The organism is Arthrobacter roseus, assembly GCF_016907875.1.
Classification (GTDB): Bacteria; Actinomycetota; Actinomycetes; order Actinomycetales; family Micrococcaceae; genus Arthrobacter_J; species Arthrobacter_J roseus.
The window spans coordinates 2,031,826-2,052,811 of the sequence record NZ_JAFBCU010000001.1 but is presented as its reverse complement, the minus strand read 5'-3'; the positions used below and the strand labels follow the sequence as shown (position 1 = coordinate 2,052,811).

At 58.2% G+C, this 20,986-nt stretch carries 17 protein-coding genes; 15 read left to right on the top strand and 2 right to left on the bottom strand.

Annotation, left to right across the window (positions count from 1 at the left end):
• The first annotated feature begins 170 nt into the window (after positions 1–170).
• The 4 genes from JOE65_RS09975 (at position 171) to JOE65_RS09960 (ending at position 3,584) form a co-directional block, all read left to right on the top strand.
• Entirely contained in the window at positions 171–767 is a 597-nt protein-coding gene (locus JOE65_RS09975; protein ID WP_205164141.1) for an ATP-dependent Clp protease proteolytic subunit, read from the top strand.
• Positions 768–811: 44 nt separating this feature from the next.
• The gene (locus tag JOE65_RS09970; protein ID WP_338021609.1) at positions 812–1,486 is read left to right on the top strand and encodes an ATP-dependent Clp protease proteolytic subunit; all 675 of its coding nucleotides are present in this window, start codon (positions 812–814) and stop codon (positions 1,484–1,486) included.
• Positions 1,487–1,624: 138 nt separating this feature from the next.
• Positions 1,625–2,917: an ATP-dependent Clp protease ATP-binding subunit ClpX gene (clpX, locus tag JOE65_RS09965; protein WP_205163025.1), complete on the top strand. Its 1,293-nt coding sequence runs from the start codon at positions 1,625–1,627 to the stop codon at positions 2,915–2,917.
• A 49-nt stretch (positions 2,918–2,966) separates the two neighbouring features.
• On the top strand, positions 2,967–3,584 hold the full coding sequence (locus tag JOE65_RS09960) for a mycothiol-dependent nitroreductase Rv2466c family protein (RefSeq protein WP_338021608.1): 618 nt from the start codon (positions 2,967–2,969) through the stop codon (positions 3,582–3,584).
• A 105-nt stretch (positions 3,585–3,689) separates the two neighbouring features.
• On the opposite strand, the gene valS is transcribed toward JOE65_RS09960, so the two are convergent.
• Positions 3,690–6,326: a valine--tRNA ligase gene (gene valS / locus JOE65_RS09955; protein ID WP_205163024.1), complete on the bottom strand. Its 2,637-nt coding sequence runs from the start codon at positions 6,324–6,326 to the stop codon at positions 3,690–3,692.
• A 37-nt stretch (positions 6,327–6,363) separates the two neighbouring features.
• Between valS and JOE65_RS09950 the strand changes: the two genes are divergently transcribed.
• From JOE65_RS09950 to ndk, 6 genes are all read left to right on the top strand, one after another.
• Complete coding sequence (locus JOE65_RS09950; protein ID WP_239536684.1) at positions 6,364–6,738, top strand: DUF488 domain-containing protein; 375 nt, start codon at positions 6,364–6,366, stop codon at positions 6,736–6,738.
• Between the two features lie 28 nt (positions 6,739–6,766).
• On the top strand, positions 6,767–7,519 hold the full coding sequence (locus JOE65_RS09945) for an SDR family oxidoreductase (protein WP_205163023.1): 753 nt from the start codon (positions 6,767–6,769) through the stop codon (positions 7,517–7,519).
• 305 nt (positions 7,520–7,824) lie between these two features.
• The gene (gene ileS / locus JOE65_RS09940) at positions 7,825–11,100 is read left to right on the top strand and encodes an isoleucine--tRNA ligase (protein WP_205163022.1); all 3,276 of its coding nucleotides are present in this window, start codon (positions 7,825–7,827) and stop codon (positions 11,098–11,100) included.
• Entirely contained in the window at positions 11,097–12,449 is a 1,353-nt protein-coding gene (locus tag JOE65_RS09935; protein WP_205163021.1) for a bifunctional folylpolyglutamate synthase/dihydrofolate synthase, read from the top strand. The genes ileS and JOE65_RS09935 overlap by 4 nt, the downstream gene beginning before the upstream one ends.
• 4 nt (positions 12,450–12,453) lie before the next feature.
• Complete coding sequence (locus JOE65_RS09930) at positions 12,454–12,909, top strand: DUF4233 domain-containing protein (protein ID WP_205163020.1); 456 nt, start codon at positions 12,454–12,456, stop codon at positions 12,907–12,909.
• Positions 12,910–12,950: 41 nt separating this feature from the next.
• Positions 12,951–13,367, top strand: a complete 417-nt coding sequence (gene ndk / locus JOE65_RS09925; protein ID WP_205163019.1) for a nucleoside-diphosphate kinase — start codon at positions 12,951–12,953, stop codon at positions 13,365–13,367.
• A 69-nt stretch (positions 13,368–13,436) separates the two neighbouring features.
• Here the strand turns inward: ndk and JOE65_RS09920 are convergent, their stop codons facing one another.
• Positions 13,437–14,036 (bottom strand): vitamin K epoxide reductase family protein, encoded by a 600-nt coding sequence (locus JOE65_RS09920; RefSeq protein WP_338021607.1) that lies wholly within the window; start codon positions 14,034–14,036, stop codon positions 13,437–13,439.
• Positions 14,037–14,538: 502 nt separating this feature from the next.
• Here JOE65_RS09920 and JOE65_RS09915 point away from each other — a divergent pair.
• From JOE65_RS09915 to obgE, 5 genes are all read left to right on the top strand, one after another.
• The gene (locus JOE65_RS09915; RefSeq protein ID WP_205163018.1) at positions 14,539–17,370 is read left to right on the top strand and encodes an Rne/Rng family ribonuclease; all 2,832 of its coding nucleotides are present in this window, start codon (positions 14,539–14,541) and stop codon (positions 17,368–17,370) included.
• Between the two features lie 126 nt (positions 17,371–17,496).
• Positions 17,497–18,366 carry a bifunctional hydroxymethylpyrimidine kinase/phosphomethylpyrimidine kinase gene (gene thiD, locus JOE65_RS09910; RefSeq protein ID WP_338021606.1) on the top strand — a complete coding sequence of 290 codons (870 nt, stop codon included), beginning with the start codon at positions 17,497–17,499 and terminating at the stop codon, positions 18,364–18,366.
• 193 nt (positions 18,367–18,559) lie between these two features.
• Entirely contained in the window at positions 18,560–18,868 is a 309-nt protein-coding gene (gene rplU / locus JOE65_RS09905) for a 50S ribosomal protein L21 (protein WP_205164135.1), read from the top strand.
• A 63-nt stretch (positions 18,869–18,931) separates the two neighbouring features.
• A complete protein-coding gene (gene rpmA, locus JOE65_RS09900) occupies positions 18,932–19,219 on the top strand; it encodes a 50S ribosomal protein L27 (protein WP_205163017.1) in 288 nt (95 codons plus the stop codon).
• Positions 19,220–19,359: 140 nt separating this feature from the next.
• Positions 19,360–20,934, top strand: coding sequence for a GTPase ObgE (gene obgE / locus JOE65_RS09895; RefSeq protein WP_205163016.1), 1,575 nt, complete (start codon positions 19,360–19,362; stop codon positions 20,932–20,934).
• Positions 20,935–20,986: the final 52 nt, after the last annotated feature.

The following is a 20,986-nucleotide window of genomic DNA, read 5'->3' as shown; positions in this document are numbered from 1 at the left end:
ACCGAGAAGGCGATGAGCTGTGGCCGTGCTCCATCGTGCGCCAACAGCGAACAGCGTCGAGTTGGACGCACGACGACGTTTGAAACAGGTTAGTGTCCAGAGTGAGAAAAGTTTCGTACTGGTCCAACGAGAGGTCAGAGATCATGGCAAACGAACCCACCACACCGCGAATGGCAACAGTTGATCCCGCAAGCAGGGATGACTATATCTACAATCGGCTCCTCAAAGAGCGCATCATCTGGCTCGGTTCAGAAGTCCGCGACGAAAACGCGAACGCCATCTGCTCACAGCTATTGTTGCTGTCCGCTGAGGACCCCGAGAAGGACATCTACCTGTACATCAATTCGCCTGGTGGATCTGTTACCGCGGGCATGGCGATTTACGACACCATGCAGTTCATCCCGAACGACGTTGTCACCGTTGCAACGGGGCTTGCCGCATCTATGGGTCAGTTCCTTCTGTCATCCGGGGCTAAAGGCAAGCGTTACGCAACTCCGCACGCACGCATCCTGATGCACCAGCCGTCAGGCGGTATCGGGGGTACAGCTTCGGATATTCGTATTCAGGCAGAATTGATCCTGCATATGAAGCAGGTCATGGCTGAGTTGACCGCTGAGCAGACCGGTCAGAGCATTGAGACGATCCTGCGCGATAACGACCGCGACAAGTGGTTCACGGCGAAGGAAGGCCTTGAATATGGCTTCTTCGACCAGATTTCCGCATATGCCGGCAATGTTTCCGGCGGTGGCGGGACGAGCCGCAGCTAAACCCACCGGAACTTTCCCCAGTTCAGACTTATGTAGGAGAGACAGTGAACTTCAATTTTGGGACCGCCGCCGGCGGCCACGCACCTCAGATGCCAAACGACCGGTACATCCTGCCGCAGTTCGAAGAGCGGACGCCCTATGGCTTCAAACGCCAGGACCCGTACACCAAGCTGTTCGAGGACCGCATTATTTTCCTTGGTGTGCAGGTGGACGACGCTTCAGCCGATGACATCATGGCGCAGCTCCTGGTGCTGGAATCAACGGATCCTGAGCGCGACATAACCCTTTATATCAACTCACCTGGTGGGTCGTTCACGGCAATGACCGCCATCTACGACACCATGCAGTTCATCAGGCCAGAGGTACAGACCGTATGCCTTGGTCAAGCCGCGAGTGCCGCAGCAGTGCTGCTCGCCGCTGGAGCTCCGGGCAAGCGGCTAGCATTGCCCAACGCCCGGGTTCTCATCCACCAGCCTGCATTGGGTGGCGGCGGACAGGGGCAGGCATCGGATCTGGAGATCCAGGCCGCCGAGGTCATGCGCATGCGTGCCTGGCTGGAAGATACTCTGGCCCTTCACAGTGGCAAGACGTCGGAACAGGTCAACAGGGACATCGAGCGTGACAAAATTCTGACAGCCGCGGAAGCCACGGAATATGGTTTGGTGGACGAAGTGTTGACGTCCCGTAAAGTGACGCCGCCGAAGATCAACAAGCCTTAGGAACCGATCGCGCCTGCGGCGCAGGTAAACCTGACCGAACAGGCATTGCGGTCAGTGAATTGCAGCGCCATGTGACCTAGAGTGGTGTTGTTCAACGACGCCGTCCGGCAATGGTGAAATCACGTTAGGGGACTGAATATGGCGCGCATTGGTGAGAGCACGGATCTGCTGAAGTGCTCCTTCTGCGGCAAGAGCCAGAAACAGGTTCGGAAGCTCATAGCTGGCCCCGGCGTGTACATCTGTGATGAGTGCATAGAACTCTGCAACGAGATCATCGAAGAAGAGTTGTCGGAAGTAGCGGACCTTGGCACTTTTGAGTTGCCCAAGCCTAAAGAGATCTTTGATTTTCTGCAGGAATACGTCATTGGCCAAGAACCAGCTAAACGGTCACTGGCTGTAGCCGTCTATAACCACTACAAGCGCATCCAGTCCGGACACGCGCCCAAGACCGCTGAAACGTTCACGGATCATGCGCCGGCGGAGGAAGTGGAGATCGCCAAGTCCAACATTTTGCTCGTTGGCCCCACCGGGTGTGGCAAAACATATCTGGCACAGACGCTTGCGCGTCGTCTAAACGTTCCTTTTGCCGTCGCCGACGCCACTGCCTTGACTGAGGCAGGTTATGTCGGTGAAGACGTCGAGAATATCCTTCTGAAGCTCATTCAGGCAGCGGATTACGACATCAAGAAGGCCGAACAGGGCATTATCTACATCGATGAAATCGACAAAATTTCACGCAAGAGTGAGAATCCGTCGATTACGCGTGACGTATCTGGTGAGGGTGTACAGCAGGCTCTGCTGAAGATCCTCGAGGGAACTGTTGCGTCGGTTCCTCCCCAAGGTGGTCGGAAGCATCCGCACCAGGAGTTCATCCAAATCGATACGACCAATGTTTTGTTCATCGTCGCAGGCGCATTTGCTGGGCTTGAGGAGATTATTGGTTCTCGGGCTGGTCGAAAAGGGATCGGGTTTGGTGCACCACTGAGTTCACTTAAAAACGACGACGTATCCTACGGAGATGTCATGCCGGAGGATCTGCTCAAATTTGGGTTGATCCCAGAGTTCATCGGCCGCTTGCCCGTCATCACCACGGTCAACCATTTGGATCAGGAAGCACTGATCCAAATCCTCACGGAGCCTAAGAACGCGTTGATCAAGCAGTACCAAAAAATGTTTGCTCTGGACGGCGTTGAACTGGTATTCAAGCCGGACGCGCTTCATGCTATTGCGGAGCAGGCACTGGCCCGGGGGACCGGCGCACGTGGACTGCGCGCGATTTTGGAAGAGGTGCTTCTACCTGTCATGTTCGACCTCCCCAGCCGAGACGACGTTGCCTCGGTGGTGATTACGGGAGAAACGGTTCTTCATCAAACGGAGCCAACCCTGATCTCCCATGATGTTGTTGCCAAACGAAGGAACAAATCGGCCTAGCAACGGGGTTCTAATATCTGACAATCTTTTCAATCCAGGAGGTAAATCAGTGACTGAATCACCAACTGCCACACCAGCCGATTTTTGGTTCGATCCCACCTGTCCTTTTGCGTGGATTACGTCGAGATGGATCGATGAGGTTGAACAAGTCCGTGACATCGCCGTCCAATGGCATGTCATGAGTCTGAGTATCCTCAATGAAGGACGAGACCTCCCGGCTGACTATCGCGAAAGTATGGACAAGGCCTGGAGCCCCGTGCGCGTGATAACTGCTGCGCGGGAGCTACATGGCCAGGAGCACGTCAAGCGCCTCTACGATGCCATGGGCACCAGAATCCATCAGGATGGCAATCGTGACTATGAGACGGTCATCGCGGAATCTCTGGCTGAAACCGGATTGCCGGCTGAGCTTGCCGGATATGGAGTCTCCAAAGATTATGACGCACAGCTGAGGGCATCACACCAGGAAGCTATCGACAAGGTCGGTGATGAGGTGGGTACGCCAGTTGTAGCGTTCAACGGCACCGCGTTCTTTGGTCCGGTCCTGACGCGCATTCCGCGCGGTGAGGAAGCGGGCCGCATTTTTGACGGCGCCATCCTCATGGCCGACTTCCCACAGTTCTTTGAACTGAAACGTTCGCGGACTGAGAATCCGCAATTCGACTGATCGACGCGCCCGCTACCTGAGCGATAGACCAGACGAAGAGCCGAGTTAGAGAAGGAGGGGGTTGGCTGCAGTTCATGCGGTCGGCCCCCTCCTTCGTCGGTCGCGCTAGGCTCTGGAGGGTTCGTCCGGATCTGCGAGCACAACATCGGAGACGGTCAGCTGGCCATCGTGTTCCTTCAGCGAGAGCTCGCGGACATTGCCCGCCGCCTTCAGATCTCCCAAGCCTGCCTTGAGGCGCAGTATCTCTGCTGCACGGCCGCTGATGACGGCACTGATGACCTCAGTGCGCTGCTTGACCTTCGCCTCTGATTTCGCCTTACGAATGCCGCTCAGCGCCTCGCCAACCGTGGACAGCACGCTGGCATCCGTCTCGCCGGCAGATACGGGCATGGACGACGCAGAAGGCCACGGTGCACGGTGGATGGAACCTTGCCGCCACCACCCCCACACCTCGTCGGTAGCGAAGGGCTGGAACGGAGCGAACAGGCGAAGGAGCGCATCCAGTGCAGTCGCCAACGTACAGAGGACGGACTTTTGTTCGCTTTCGCCAGCGGAGCCGTAGGCACGGTCCTTGATCAGTTCTACGTAGTCGTCCGTGAATGACCAAAAAAACGATTCCGTGATTTGGAGAGCACGTGCATAGTCATACTTCTCGAACGCCTTCGTAGACTGATCCACAACATCGGCTAGCCGTGCCAGCAACGCCCGGTCCAGGTGATTTGAGATCAGGGATGGGTCAGCAGAGGCAACGTCCGCTTCGGTGACACCGAGATTCAGGACAAACTTTGAAGCGTTCAGCAGTTTGATCGCCAGTCGCCGGCCGATTTTCATCTGGGCAACTTCGTACGCGGTGTCCGCTCCGAGTCGGGCTGATGCGGCCCAGTAGCGGACTGCGTCTGCACCGTATTCATCAAGGACGTCGTTGGGGACTACCACGTTGCCCTTGGACTTGGACATCTTTTTCCGGTCCGGATCCAGAATCCACCCGGAAAGTGCTGCGTGTTTCCACGGGATGGAATCCTGGAGGGAGTCCGCCCGTACCGCACTGGAAAACATCCAGGTCCTGATGATGTCGTGCCCTTGTGGGCGGAGATCGAACGGGAATATTTTGGCAAAAAACTCGTCATCGCGTCCCCATTTACCAACAATTTGGGGTGTCAGCGATGACGTTGCCCATGTATCCAGGACGTCGTCGTCGCCGGTGAATCCGCCAGCGATGCCGCGCTGCGATTCTTCAAACCCCGGCGCTGGTTCCGCCGCTGGATCTACCGGCAGGGAATCCAGAGCTGGAAGGATCGGATGGTCATAGTTGGGATTCCCGGCACTGTCCAGTCGGTACCATACGGGAATGGGAACGCCAAAGAACCGTTGACGTGATACTAGCCAGTCTCCATTGAGACCCTGGATCCAGTTCTCATATCTGGAACGCATGAACGCAGGATGGAAGTCGATGTCGCGTCCGCGGTTGATGAGTTTCTCACGGCGGTTTGCATCGCGTCCTCCATTGCGGATATACCACTGTCTGGAGGTGACGACTTCCAGGGGCTTATCGCCCTTTTCGAAGAAGTTCACCGGATGCATGATCTTCTTTGGCTCTCCGTCGAGCAGGTTCTGTTCCTGCAAGAGGGCCACGAGCGTTTCCTTGGCGGAGAACACGGTTTTGCCCGCGATCGCCTCGTACCGTTCACGGCCGGAAGCGGACTCGATCCACGACGGTGTCTCGGGCAGGATTCTTCCGTCCCTGCCGATGATGGCACGGGTGGGCAGTTGGAGTTCACGCCACCACGTCACGTCGGTCAGGTCGCCGAAAGTACAGACCATGGCAATACCGGACCCCTTGTCCGGTTTGGCCATGGGATGCGCCATAATCTCAACGGATACGTCGAATAGCGGTGAGACAGCAGAGGTGCCGAAGAGGTGCTTGTATCGTTCGTCATCCGGGTTTGCCACGAGGGCAACGCATGCTGGAAGGAGTTCCGGGCGGGTCGACTCCACGTAGATCTGCTCATCGCCATCGGTGCCCTTGATCGTAAAGGGGATGCGGTAATACGCGCCGGGTACCTCCCGGTCTTCGAGTTCCGCCTGCGCAACGGCGGTGCGGAAGGAAACGTCCCAGAGCGTGGGAGCTTCTGCCAGATAGGCATCGTCCTGAGAGAGGTTTATCAAAAAGGCCCGCTGCGAGACTGCGCGTGAAGTGTCGTCAATGGTGCGGTATGTGAGATCCCAGTCCACGGAGAGTCCAAGGGTGCTGAAAAGGTTTTCAAAGACCACTTCGTCTTCAACGGCGAGTTCTTCGCAGAGTTCGATGAAGTTCTGGCGGGATACAACGTCGAAGTCCCGCTGGTTTTTGGCAGGCTTCTCAGGAGGCTGGTAATCGGCCTCGTAGGGGGTGCGTGGATCGCAGCGAACCCCGTAATAGTTCTGGACCCGGCGCTCCGTGGGTAGACCGTTGTCATCCCAGCCCATCGGATAGAATACATTCTTGCCGTTCATCCGGTGGAAACGGGCCAGCACGTCCGTTTGCGTGTAGGAAAACATGTGACCTACGTGAAGTGATCCGGATGCTGTGGGCGGAGGAGTGTCGATGGAGTAGACCTGTGAGCGGTCCGTGTCCGGGTTGAACTTGTATACCCCCTCATCACGCCAGCGGCGGGAGAGCCGGTCCTCGAGTCCCTCGAGCGCTGGTTTGTCGGGAACGTTGACAGTTGTGGGCGTGTCTGTGCCCAGTTCGTTGTTAGCCATGCCGTTTATTGTGCCACGCGGGGCTAGGATCCAGATTATGGGTGAACATGAGATGCCATATGCCGCAAGTATCCGTATTAGACGTATCTACGAGGAGCCCGACGGCGGTTACCGAGTTCTGGTGGACAGGGTTTGGCCACGCGGGGTCTCGAAGGCGGATGCCGATCTGGCTCAGTGGTGCAAAGAGGTTGCCCCCTCCGATGAGTTGCGGAAATGGTTCGGGCATCAGGCCGAGAAGTTCGAGGAGTTCGCGGACCGCTACCACCATGAGCTGACGGAAAGCGGGGCAGCCCTGGAGCTCCGCGATGAAGCGCGCTCAGGTTCCGATATGGTGTTGCTCTACGGCGCGGCAGACACCGAGCACAATCAAGCGGTTGTCCTCCGGAACTATCTGTTGGGCCGCTCCAGGTAACCGCTGCGGGCAGGTTAGTCTGGTTTCCATGACGTCTACAAACATCAAAACGGCAGTGGTTACCGGGGCGAGCTCAGGGATCGGAGCAGCTACCGTCAGATCGTTAACATCATCAGGATGGGACGTCGTAGCCGTTGCCCGACGCCGGCAGAAACTGGAGTCTCTGGCAGCCGAAACAGGAGCCCGGGTGTTTGCCTGTGACGTGACCTCGCAGGAAGATGTCGATGCGCTGGTTCAGTATCTTGGCGATGCCCCCCTTGATGCGCTGGTCAATAACGCCGGGGGAGCCTTTGGCATCGATCCAGTGGCCTCGGCGGTTCTGGAGGACTGGCAGCACATGTATGACGTGAATGTTCTTGGCGCTGTGCGTATGACCAAAGCACTCCTTCCGTCCCTGAGGGCCGACGATGGCGGCTCCGTTCTGTACCTGACGTCGACGGCGGGGCATACAGCCTATGAAGGTGGCGCTGGCTACTGTGCCGCTAAGTTCGCTGAGCGTTCTCTAGCAAATACGCTTCGTCTGGAGGAAGCAGAGAACAACGTTCGCGTCATCGAGGTCGCCCCGGGCATGGTTCAGACCGAGGAGTTCTCACTGAACCGGCTGGGTGGCGACAGCGAGGCAGCACAGCGTGTTTATGAGGGTGTGCAACACCCACTCAGGGCCAGCGACGTTGCCGACGTCGTCGCCTACTCATTGAACCTGCCGCACCACATCAACCTGGACACAGTGGTGGTGCGCCCGCTGGCGCAGCCGGCCAACCACAAGCTGCTGCGCGACTAAAACACACCCATGAATGTTTCGCAGCGCCGCCGGTGAGCGATACACTGGCAGCACAGGCTTTGACCCGGCGATCACCGGTGAGCCTCCGGCAGAACAGCGTTCCACGGGACGCCCAGTAGATCCGGACGGGTAAGCCCGTCACAGCAGTCACGAAGCGGCAGCCCTGCTGGCAGAAATTAAACTGCCGACGATGGCGGCAAGTGAGGTGGTACCGCGGGTTCGCCCCGTGCGGCAGGTAAGGCCGCAAACAGGCGTACACGTCCTCGCAGGACCTTTCCACACGCTTGTCGTCCCAGGAAGTGCACATGTCGCAGAAAAAGTACCCCAAAGCCACCGCCGGACAAAGTGCCGCTGACGGCGTCGCGCCCTCTCCAGTATTTCCCGAGATCGAAGAGCGCGTTCTCGACTACTGGAAGCACGACGGCACATTCCAGGCCTCGATCGATCAACGCGACGCAGGCGAGAACGGATCCAACGAATTCGTCTTCTACGACGGCCCACCCTTCGCGAACGGTCTGCCCCACTACGGTCATCTGCTCACCGGCTACGCCAAAGACCTCGTCGGACGCTACCAGAGCCAGCGCGGACGCAGAGTCGAACGCCGCTTCGGCTGGGATACCCACGGCCTGCCCGCTGAGCTCGAGGCCATGAAACAACTTGGCATGACCGATAAAAAGCAGATCGAGGCCATGGGCATCGACCGCTTCAACGATGCATGCAGGTCCTCTGTCATGAAGTATGCGGGGGAGTGGCAGGACTACGTCACCCGGCAAGCACGGTGGGTGGACTTCGACAACGACTACAAAACCCTGAACGTCGAGTACATGGAATCCGTCATGTGGGCGTTCAAGACGCTCCACGAAAAGGGTCTGACCTACAGCGGGTACCGCGTCCTGCCGTACTGCTGGAAGGACGAGACGCCGCTATCGAACCACGAACTGCGCATGGACGACGACGTTTACCAGATGCGCCAGGACCAGACCGTCACCGTGACGTTCCCCCTGGTCGGTGGGGAAACGGCCGTCGGGCGTGAACTGGTTGGTGTCCACGCCCTCGCCTGGACCACCACACCCTGGACCCTGCCTACCAACCTGGCGCTCGCCGTCGGCCCGGACATCACGTACGCCGTCGTGCCCGCGGGACCCGAGGGGACTCCGGTAGCAGGGGCGGAGAGGTTTCTCCTTGCGCGCGACCTGCTGGGCGCCTATGCCGGGGACCTCGGTTATGCAGACGCTGCTGCAGCGGAAGCCGCGGTGGACTCCACGTATCAGGGCAACGAACTAGCGGGCCTTTCATACGAGCCGTTGTGGGACTACTACACAGACACAGACCAGTGGAACACCGAGAATGCCTGGCAGATCCTGCTGGCCGATTATGTGACCACAACGGACGGCACGGGGCTGGTCCATCAGGCTCCCGCCTACGGTGAGGATGATCAGCTGGTCTGCGAGAAACATGGCATTCCTGTGGTCCTCTCCGTTGATGAAGGTGCAAAATTCTTGCCACTGTTTGCTGAGGGTCCGCTTCACGAGATCGCCGGTCAGCAGGTGTTTGAGGCCAACAAGCCGATCACGCGAGTGCTCAGAGAGAGCGGACGCCTGCTCAGGCAGGCCAGCTACGACCACAGTTATCCGCATTGCTGGCGATGCCGTAATCCGCTGATCTACCGTGCGGTGTCCTCCTGGTACGTCGAAGTGACGCGGGTCAAGGAGCGGATGGTTGAACTTAACCAGGACATCAACTGGATCCCGGGCAATGTCAAAGATGGACAGTTCGGAAAGTGGCTGGAGAACGCGCGGGACTGGTCCATTAGCCGCAACCGGTACTGGGGCAGCCCTATCCCAGTGTGGCAATCGGATGACCCTGATTATCCTCGTACGGACGTCTACGGATCGCTCGCCGAACTCCAGGCTGACTTTGGGCGCCTACCGTTGAACAAGGAAGGCCAACCGGACTTGCACCGGCCGTTCATTGACGAATTGACACGTCCCAACCCGGATGATCCCTCGGGACGCTCCACGATGCGACGTGTCGAGGATGTTCTGGACGTGTGGTTCGACTCCGGGTCCATGCCGTATGCGCAGGTTCACTACCCGATGGAGAGCAGAGACTGGTTCGAGAACCACTATCCGGGTGATTTCATTGTGGAGTACATAGGACAGACGCGTGGCTGGTTCTATACACTCCATATCCTGGCCACAGCGCTCTTTGACCGGCCCGCGTTCCGCAACGTGATCAGCCATGGCACTGTGCTCGGCGACGATGGACAGAAAATGTCCAAGTCCCTGCGGAACTATCCGGATGTTTCTGAAGTACTCGACCGGGACGGCTCGGATGCGATGCGCTGGTATCTGATATCCAGCCCAATACTGCGTGGCGGTAATCTGGTCGTCACCGAACAGGGCATCAGGGACGGTGTCCGGCAGGTTCTCCTGCCACTGTGGAGTGTCTGGTACTTCTTTGGCCTTTACACCAACGCCGCCAACGGTGGAGGTGGGTATAACGCGCAGATCCGTCATGCGTCGTCGGACCCGTTGGACGAGTACATGCTGGCGGCAACGGGTCAGCTCGTGGAAGCTGTCACTGTCGCAATGGACACCTATGAGATCTCAGAGGCGTGTGACGCACTGCGTTCCTATATGGACACCATGACGAATTGGTATATCCGGCGCAGCCGCCAGCGGTTCTTCGATGAGGATGAAGAGGCTTTCGATGTCCTCTACACGTGCCTCGAGACGCTCTGCCGTATTGCCGCCCCCATGTTGCCGCTGGTCAGCGAGGAGATCTGGCGCGGTTTGACCGGCAACCGGTCCGTGCACCTTGAGGACTGGCCTGATGTGTCCCTCTTCCCGGCAAAGCCAAATCTCGTGGACCGGATGGAGCTCACGCGCCGGATCTGTTCGGTCGGTTCCAGCCTGCGTAAGGCCGAGAACCTTCGAGTCAGGCTGCCGTTGGGCTCCATGACGGTGGTAGCCCCAGAGGCTACGTCGCTGTCGGGACATTTTGAAGCGATAATGGCCGATGAACTCAATATCAAAGTCGTTCGGCTCGTTGACTCCGCAGATGCTGAACCAGCCGAGTTCGGCATCACCCAGAAGCTTGTGGTCAATGCGCGCGCAGCCGGTCCACGGTTGGGTAAGAATGTGCAGAGCGCCATCAAGGCATCCAAATCTGGTGACTGGAGTGTCAACGACAAAGGCGGCGTCACCGCTGGCGGATTGGTGCTGCAGGAACACGAGTACAGCTTGGAGACCGTGGTGCAGACCGGAAACACGGGGGATTCGAAGGCGGTGGGTGTCCTACCAGGTGGCGGGTTCGTTGTCCTGAACACCCATGTTTCGGCAGAGCTCGCCGCAGAGGGCACGGCTCGCGATGTTGTCCGGGCTATCCAGCAGGCTAGGCGCGACGCCGGTTTGAACATCAGCGACCGAGTTACCACCACGGTGCGCACGGATGCTGGAACAGCGCGAGCCCTGGACCGCAATGTTGATCTCATCACAACAGAAACGCTCACCAATGAACTGGTACTGGATGACACGGGCACCGCTGCCGTCGAAGTCCGCGTGGAGGTAGTCAAATGATCGATGAATTTTCGGTGGAGAGTGTCTATGCGGAGCTTCTGGGCCGGGCGCCGGAGAACAAGATGGAGCCACGGCTCGCGCCACTGTTCCGGGTCATGGAGATTCTGGGTGAGCCGCAGAGAGCTGTGCCGGTCATCCACATCACGGGCACCAATGGCAAGACATCTACTGCACGGATGATCGAGACCGTTCTGCGCGGACACGATCTACGAACGGGGCGCTTTACCAGCCCTCATCTCTCGAGTGTCACGGAGCGGATCAGCATTGACGGTGAACCGGTCAGTGATGAAACGTTTGTGCGCATCTGGGACGAAATCCGTCCATATCTGAACATCGTTGATGCCGAACTGGAAGCCGCGGGAGAGCCCCGGCTGACGTATTTCGAGTGCCTGACTGTTCTGGGATTCGCTGTTTTTGCCGACGAACCGGTAGACGTTGCGGTTATTGAGGTGGGCCTAGGCGGCATCACGGACGCAACGAATGTAGCCGACGGCGTTGTTTCGGTGATTACTCCAATTTCCATTGACCATGCTGAACTGCTGGGTGACACCGTTGAGAACATAGCCGCTGAAAAGGCCGGGATCATCAAGGCCGGAGGCTATCTGATTTCGGCCGGACAACCACCGGAAGCAGCGCAGGTCTTGCTGGAGAAAGCCCGAGAGGTTGACGTCCCGTTTAAGTTTCAGGGCGTGGAATTCGGCCTCGAATCCAGAACCGTCGCTGTTGGCGGTCAGATGGTGACGATTAATGGGATAGCAGGAAGGTACGCCGACCTGATGTTGCCACTACATGGCGCCCATCAAGCGCAGAACGCGGCTGTGGCAGTGGCTGCCCTTGAAGCGTTTCTCGGTGGTGGTGAACGCCAACTTGACCTCGAGGTCCTGCGGGAAGGACTGCTCAAGGTCACCTCACCTGGCCGAATGGAAGTACTCAGGACTGCGCCGACGATTCTGGTGGATGCCGCTCATAATCCTGCCGGAGCCAAAGTTGCTGCCGAGACGGTCAAGGAAGCATTCAGCTTCAGCAAACTGATTCTGGTGGTTGGCGTTCTTCAGGAGAAGGATGCCGTGTCAATTCTGGCCGAGCTGCGACAGGAACTTGGCGATCTCGCAGCGGAAATCTGTCTGACTCAGTCGAGTTCTCCCCGCGCCATCCCGGCGGGTGAGCTTGGCGAAATGGCTGTTGCTTCCGGCTTCCCGTCCGAGGACGTCCACGTAGCCGAGAAGCTCGATGACGCCCTAGAGTGGGCGGTTGAGCGGGCGGAAGCTGGCAATGACTTGGCAGGCGGTATTCTCATCACCGGCTCCATCACGGTAGTGGCCGAAGCCCGAACTCTGCTGGGGAAGTGACACCATGGCAAGAATGACGAAGGCCCAGCGCGAATGGCACCCGGACATGCCGAAGAAACGGCGTTCGGTCAAAGCACTTTTTGCATCGACCGTTTTGGTTCTCGAAGCATTTGCGGTCCTGTTCGGCACTCTGGTCTCCTTTGGCCTGCACCGAGATGAGTACCCGGTAGGACTACTGTTGGCCGGCGGTGCTCTCCTCAGTGTGGCTCTGATCGCTACCTGCGCCTTCATATCGCGCTCGGCAGGACTGAAGACCGGTTGGGTCCTACAGGTGCTTATCGTTGCAACTGGGTTCGTGGAACCGATGATGTTTTTTGTGGGTATCTTGTTCGCGGCTGCCTGGTGGTACGCCTTGAATACTGGTAGTCGCCTTGATCGGGAAAATGTGGAACGTGATGAAGCTCAGCGCGAGTGGGCCGCTGCGCAGCCGGAGGAAACCCCGGGACAACAACCGGGATAAGCTGGAACGCAGTGATTCAGGACAAAGACCAAGGAGTACATGTGACTACTGAACGCACACTGGTATTGGTTAAGCCCGACGGCGTCAGGCGTCAGCTCAGCGGCGCTATTTTGTCCCGAGTGGAGGCTAAGGGTTACAGGATCGCGGAGTTGAAGATGATGAACGCGACGCGCGAACAGCTCGAAAAGCATTACGCCGAGCACGTCGGCAAGCCGTTCTACGAGCCCCTGGTGGAGTTCATGCTCGAAGGGCCCGTTGTAGCAGCGGTGTTCGAGGGTGAGCGCGTCATCGAGGGCTTTCGTTCACTGGCTGGGTCCACGGAACCCACCGCGGCAGCCCCTGGGACCGTACGCGGTGATCTCGGCCGTGACTGGGGCCTGAAGGTCCAGCAGAACCTCGTTCACGGTTCGGACTCGGTGGAGTCGGCGGAACGCGAAATCGGTATCTGGTTCGGATAAACATCAAGACAGCAAGAAGGCCTGGAGCATTAGCTCCGGGCCTTCGCTGTTTGAGATTGTTCCCATGGTTCAAGCAGCGCTGAAAACTCCAATGAAGCTGAAGAATATCGACGCAGCACAGGCTACGACCAGCAGCGTCGCCAGAGCCCATGCCCAGTCCGTCAAAAACCTAGTGACTTTGGTGGGGGCTGGAATTACCCCGTGTATGACGTTTCTTGCGGTCAGCAACACGAAGAGGAAGGACATCATGGCCCAGACAACCATGCAGTAGGGGCAGAGAACATGAATAACGAAAAGAGCTTGAAACCACAGCCAGACAATGAATGCCATTCCGAGGGTGACCCCAGCCTGCATCCCGATCCAATACCAACGAGCGAACTGCGCGCCCGCCAACATCGCCACGCCGGTGGTGATGACGACGGCGAATGCCACCACACCTATGAGTGGGTTCGGGAAACCAAAGACCGCAGCTTGTGGGGTCTCCATGACGGCTCCGCATGAAATCCACGGGTTGACGTCACAGGCTGTTACGTGGTTTGGATTCTTGAAGAGTGCAAGACGTTCCAGAACCAACAAGGAGGCAGCGAACCAGGAGAAAATGCCGGTGACCAAGAGCAGGACAGCGAATCCTCTTTGCCGCGCGAAGCCCGGACCAGTGGCAGTATCCACTTCATCACTAGATATTTCGGTGGAACCGTTAGCGGGGGCAGCCACGTATTCTCTCTTTTCGTCTGGGGCATTTCGGACTTCATGCTGGTTGCAAGGATACGCCGTCGGGGTGGTCTTTGAGCTTTTTCGCCACGGTGGCATAGCAACAGCCTCTTGATCGAGCGTATGAGACAATGTCATTGGCTGGAGACGGGACCACATACCGTCTACGGTCCAACGACACGCTTCCAGTTCTGCCAGCGATGCCTTTGGTCGCACGCGTCAATAGTAATGGCGCGGCCCAAAGTCCGCCGGTCGATCTACCGCTCAATAGGTTTCGGGTAGCAAGGAAAAGCGCCGTTGGTCTCAGAGTGATTCCGTGCCCCATAGTTGGCACGACCTCGGATGATATGTTGACGATTTCCGGCTGGCGCATGGGCATAGATCCTGCGGACGGCCGGCTGAGAATACCCGGGTACACCAGAATGTGGCTGGCGTCGCACGGGTTAAGGCATAGTTAAAAATGGAAAATGAAACAGTGGAATCATCCGCTCAGTCCGAGAATCAGTCGGACAACCGCGAAGAAGAAACATCTGCGCCGCTAAAAAAGGCGCCGCGAGCCCGCAAAAAGCCGGTTTCGAAAACCGCCACGCCGGACTCCACCGACACAGCCGAAGCGGCAGGTGAGCCCGGCGAGACGGACACAGCAAAACCGGTCCGTCGTCGCACTACCGTGGTCAAGAAAACAGCAGCCAAGAAGTCTCCTCCAAAAAAGACTGCAGTGAAAAAGGTCCCGAAGGAAACTGAGGCAGACACTAACCCTGACTCCGAAACCCAGGAATCGATGGTGCAGCTGGCACCGAATACGGAATCTCCTGTGGCACAAGCTGAATCTGAAGATTCGGTAGCGCCTGAATCCGGCATGTCTCTGCTTTTCCAAGCCCCGGACCTCACGGCGGTACAGGCTGCCGCTGCGCGCAAGTCAGCAGCGAAGATCGTCGCACCGGATGATTCCGGCAGCTCTGCCGAAGACGACGCAGAGTCAGGACGCGGACGCCGTCGTAGTCGGCGCGGACGCGGCCGGGGTAAGGAAAGTACGGAAACCGAAACCAAGGATCAAGAACCAACCACTGCAAGCACCGCAAGTGACGGTCCTGAAGAGCAGACAGTAGCCGAGGACGCCGGATCGATTACCTCACGTAGGCGTCGTCGCCGTCGTCGAGGTGAACAGGACTTGGAATTGACCGGTGGCGGAGACGACGATCCACCCAACACTGTGACCCGCGTCCGCGCTCCTCGGCAGCCTGCAGAAGCGCCGGTCAACAACAAGGTCACGAGTGTCAAGGGATCAACCCGACTTGAGGCTAAAAAGCAACGGCGCCGCGATTCCAGGGATTCTGGACGACGCCGTCAGGTCATCACTGAGGCTGAGTTCCTTGCTCGACGCGAATCCGTGGACCGCCACATGGTTGTCCGGCAACGGGACGACAGGATCCAGATCGGCGTACTAGAAGACGGTGTCCTGGCCGAGCACTTTGTGTCCCGCACACAACAGGACTCACTGATCGGGAACGTCTACGTCGGTAAGGTGCAAAACGTGCTGCCCAGCATGGAAGCAGCATTTGTTGACATCGGACGCGGGCGCAACGCCGTTCTGTATGCCGGCGAGGTGAATTGGGACGCTGCGGGACTCGACGGACAGCCGCGCCGGATCGAGCTCGCACTGAAGTCCGGTGATTCTGTTCTGGTGCAGGTATCAAAGGACCCTGTGGGCCATAAGGGCGCGCGTCTGACCAGCCAAGTCTCGTTGCCGGGGCGTTATCTGGTCTATGTGCCAGGTGGTTCCATGACGGGCATTTCCCGCAAATTGCCCGACGTCGAGCGAAACCGGTTGAAGCGGATCCTCAAGGACCATCTTCCCGCCAATGCGGGCGTCATAGTCCGTACGGCCGCGGAGGGTGCCAGCGAGGACGAGTTGATGAATGACATCAACCGTCTTCGCGCCCAGTGGGAGAATATTGAGCAGAAGTCTACTTCGACCAAGACGCTTGCTCCAGAGCTGCTCTATGGCGAGCCGGATCTGACCATCAAAGTTGTCCGCGACGTGTTCAACGAGGACTTCTCCCGGCTGGTGGTCTCTGGCGAACAAGCGTGGGACACCATTGAAGCCTACGTAACGTATGTTGCCCCGGACCTAGTTGGTCGGCTGGAAAAGTGGACGAGCAACGAGGACATCTTTACCGCTCACCGCATTGACGATCAAATTGCCAAGGCTCTGGAGCGGAAGGTATTCCTGCCCTCTGGTGGATCACTGGTGATTGACCGCACGGAAGCCATGACTGTCGTTGACGTCAATACCGGGAAATTCACCGGCAGCGGCGGAAACCTTGAGGAGACGGTCACCAAGAACAACCTGGAAGCAGCGGAGGAAGTTGTCCGCCAGCTGCGTCTGCGGGATATTGGCGGAATCATCGTTATCGACTTCATTGACATGGTCCTGGAAGCTAACCGTGACCTCGTGCTCCGTCGAATGGTCGAATGCCTGGGCCGCGACCGCACCAAACATCAGGTCGCAGAGGTGACCACTCTGGGCCTGGTCCAGATGACCCGTAAACGCATGGGCACAGGACTTCTAGAGGTCTTCGGAGAGAATTGTGAGCATTGTGCGGGTAGGGGCGTTGTCACTCATGACGAGCCCGTGGAGCACAAGCGTGGCCCAGCAGTCAGTACTGACAATCACCAACAGCACCAGGAAGAAAAGCAGTCCAGGAACGAACGCAAGCGACGTGGCAAGCAGCCAAAGCAGCAGGCTGAACCCCAGGAAGCCCTGCCTGCGGAGCCTCGCACTCAGGATCCTGAGCGGGATGCCCGCGCTGAAGCGACCCGTGCTGCGTTGACCAGTATCGCTGCAGCGACGCATCACGGTCACGAAACGTCTGACGAAGCCGGGGATGAAACCCACGTCGTGACGCTGAACGGCGAGTCGGTGGTGCTTCCGCAATCCGCTGATTCAGCCAAAGATCAAGAGGCCAGCGACGGCGAACGACTCACGCTGGACAGCCTCACGGAGGCCTTCGACCGGCATCCTGCCAAAGGATCAGGGGTGGTCAAAGAGGCTGCACCGCAACGAACCGGACGCCGGAGACCGCGGCGCGTCGCAAGCAGTGCACAGGGCGCAGGTGACTCCGTCGCTATCACCACCGTCAGCGAGGAGTCTTCAGTTCCTCAAGGTTCGGGCAGTCGCTTCACGAGCACCGAACGAGTGCCGGAGAAGACCGCTGAGAAGGACCGGCCCGTTGTTTCCGCTGCGGAGCCGTTGATCCTTGGCGTTGGTGTGCCTGCGTCCGAATTGTAGTTGAGGCTCATTGGTACTGTAGTTGAGGCTCATTGGTCCTGTGGTGCGGCTATCAGCCCCGCATCACAGGGCCTGAGTGCTATAGGGTGAAGGGCGTCATATAGTCACCAGCGGAGGTTGCCGTCCTTGGATACCACGCAGAGCCAAGTCACGGTCGACCAGGGTTCGCATAGTGCAAGCACTCCCATTGCAGTGCCTCGTGTACTGAGTGTTGCTGGGACGGACCCAACCGGCGGCGCCGGTATCCAGGCAGATCTCAAGAGTATTGCGGCCAGAGGTGGCTATGGCATGGCGGTGGTGACCACCCTCGTCGCGCAGAACACGTGTGGAGTGCGTTCCGTTCATACGCCGCCCATCGAGTTTCTTGAGGAACAGCTGAATGCCGTCAGCGATGACGTTGTCATCGATGCTGTCAAGATCGGCATGCTTGCTGACGTCGGGATTATCTCTGCGGTGCAAAAATGGCTGGACCGTATCCGCCCCGCTGTCGTCGTTCTTGATCCCGTCATGATCGCAACCAGCGGTGACAGGCTTCTGCAACCCGCCGCGGAGGAGGCTCTTCGCGCATTTGTGTCGAGTGCCGGACTTGTCACGCCCAATCTTGCGGAACTCGCGGTGTTGGCAGGTACTGCGCGCGCACTTACCTGGCCGGATGCGCTGGAGCAGGGCCGCCTTCTCTCGGAGCAGACAAAAACCACGGTCTTGGTCAAGGGCGGACACCTCGACGGCGCCCAATGCCCCGACGCGATAGTCAATAGTGCAGCCGATATTATTGTTCAGGAGGTACCGGGGCAACGTGTTCTGACACGCCACACGCACGGTACCGGCTGCTCACTGTCAGCGGCCATGGCCACGGAGCAGGTACGGCATCAGGATTGGGCGGCCTCGCTCGCCATCGTCAAACCCTGGCTCTACGGTTCATTGCAGCATGCGGAGGAACTGAAGGTTGGTCTTGGCAACGGCCCCATCCATCATTTCCATCATTTGTTTCCATAAATCCAATTTCTCGACTCGCTGTCCACCTGATGATTTGCTCAAGTGAGGCGGGTTCGCGTAATCTTGATCTTCGGTGCGAACGTCTTCCAGCCGCATTTGCCGGGGCGTGAATGCACAGCGCAGATCCGGTTACCAAAAAGGCCGGGGATAGTGCGCAGAAAAGTACTAAACGTCTAGAGAAGTGAGTTCCCAAGTGGTGTACGCGATTGTCCGCGCTGGCGGCCGCCAGGAAAAGGTTTCTGTCGGAGACCTAGTTACCCTTGACCGCGTCTCCGGTAATGCCGGCAGCACCTTTGAGATGCCTGCTCTGCTCCTGGTTGATGGCGACAAGGTTACGTCCGCAGTTGAAGATCTCGCGAAGGTCACGGTTACCGCCGAGATCGTCGAGAACCTCCGTGGACCGAAGATTGTCATTCAGAAGTTCAAGAACAAGACCGGGTACAAGCGGCGCCAAGGCTACCGTTCAGCACTGACGAAGGTCAAGGTCACGTCCATCGCATAGTTGCGGACGTTTCCCATTCAGATATTCCGTAGATTTAGAAGTCACCAAAGGTAGGCAAAGCACATGGCACATAAGAAGGGTGCGAGTTCCACTCGCAACGGACGCGACTCCAACGCCCAGTACCTCGGCGTGAAGCGCTTTGGTGGACAGGTCGTCAAGGCGGGCGAGATTATCGTTCGCCAGCGTGGCACCCACTTCCATCCAGGTGCTGCAGTAGGCCGTGGCGGGGATGACACCCTGTTCGCCCTCGAAGCCGGAGCCGTGGAATTTGGTACCCGCCGTGGTCGCCGCGTAGTGAACATCGTGAACACCGCAGCTGTCAGCGCGGAATCGGCTGTTTCCGCCGAGTAGTTTTTCGGACCTCAGCGATGGGGCGGACCACTTTTGGTCCGTCCCATTGGCTTTTAAGAGGTCATTTTTTGGGTGCCCCATGGCGTCCATTAGACTCATCAGTAGTTTCATCGCATGTGAATGCAACAGAGGAGAATCGCGTGGCTAACTTCGTTGATCGAGTTGTCCTGCACGTATCCGGCGGCGCCGGCGGGCACGGCTGCGTCTCGGTCAAGCGCGAGAAATTCAAGCCATTGGGTGGACCCGATGGAGGAAATGGTGGAGACGGCGGTAGCGTCATCCTGCGGGTGGATTCGCAGGCGACCACCCTGCTTGATTACCACCATGCACCGCACCGTCATGCACCGAGCGGTGGACCCGGAATGGGCGACTGGCGTAACGGCAAAACAGGCGAGACTCTGATTCTGCCGGTTCCGGAAGGGACCGTAGTCAAAACGAAGGACGGAACGGTCCTCGCGGATCTCGTCGGTGACGGAACAGAGTTCGTAGCCAGTTCAGGTGGCCAAGGCGGGCTTGGGAACTCATCCCTGTCATCGCAGAAACGCAAGGCTCCTGGATTCGCCCTCCTCGGTGTGCAAGGGGACGAGCGCGACATTCTCCTCGAGCTCAAGTCCATTGCGGACGTGGCGCTCGTGGGGTTCCCTTCAGCTGGCAAATCGAGTTTGATTGCGGCCATGAGTGCTGCCCGGCCAAAAATAGCCGACTATCCCTTCACGACCCTCGTTCCGAATCTCGGTGTAGTGATGGCCGGAGAAGTACGTTTCACCGTTGCTGATGTACCTGGGTTGATTGAGGGCGCCAGTGAAGGGCGCGGCCTCGGGCATGACTTCCTACGCCATGTTGAACGGTGCGCAGCAATCGTCCATGTATTGGATTGCGCTGCACTGGAGACGGACCGCGATCCCATTGGAGACCTCGAAATCATTGAGGGGGAGCTGGACCGCTATGCGGTGGATATGAGTTATGCGGGCTCGGACGGCGAAGTTGTTCCCCTGAACAAACGACCACGCTTGGTCGCACTAAATAAGGTGGACGTTCCCGATGGCCGCGATATGGCCGGATTCGTGCGTCCTGAATTGGAGAAGCGCGGGTACAGAGTCTTTGAGGTTTCCGCTTCGAGTCATGAGGGACTTCGTCAACTGGGCTTCGCCATGGCCGAGATTGTTGGTGAAGCTCGGAAGGCCGTTGAAACTGCTCCTCCTGTCATCGCTCCCGTGGTCCTCAGACCGCGTTCTGTGAATGCGCCTGCGTTCACCATACGCAAAGAAGAAAAAAACCTGGAGCCGCTGTTCCGGGTATTGGGTGAAAAGCCGGAGAAATGGGTTAAGCAGACCGACTTCAGTAATGACGAAGCAGTTGGGTACCTGGGCGACCGTCTGGCGAAGCTCGGGGTCGAAGAACGGCTATTCAAGACCGGAGCCGTTCCTGGCGATACCGTGGTCATTGGTGATGATGATGCTGTCGTCTTTGATTGGGAACCAACCATGATGGCCGGTGCTGAGCTGTTGTCTTCTCCGCGCGGAATGGACGTACGCCTCGAAGAACTAGTTCGCCCAACTCGCGATCAGAAGCGCCAAGAGCATCAGGAACGCAAAGACGCCCGCGCAGCCACTCGCGCCGACATAGAAGCGGAACGCAAAACCGGCGTGTGGCCAGAGGAGCAGGCCGATGAACCCGAACCCAAACCCAGAACAGAATCCGGACCGACCGACTAGCCGGCCAGTCTGAGAGGCATGAGCCCCGAGCCCGAGGGACGGGGGCCCAACC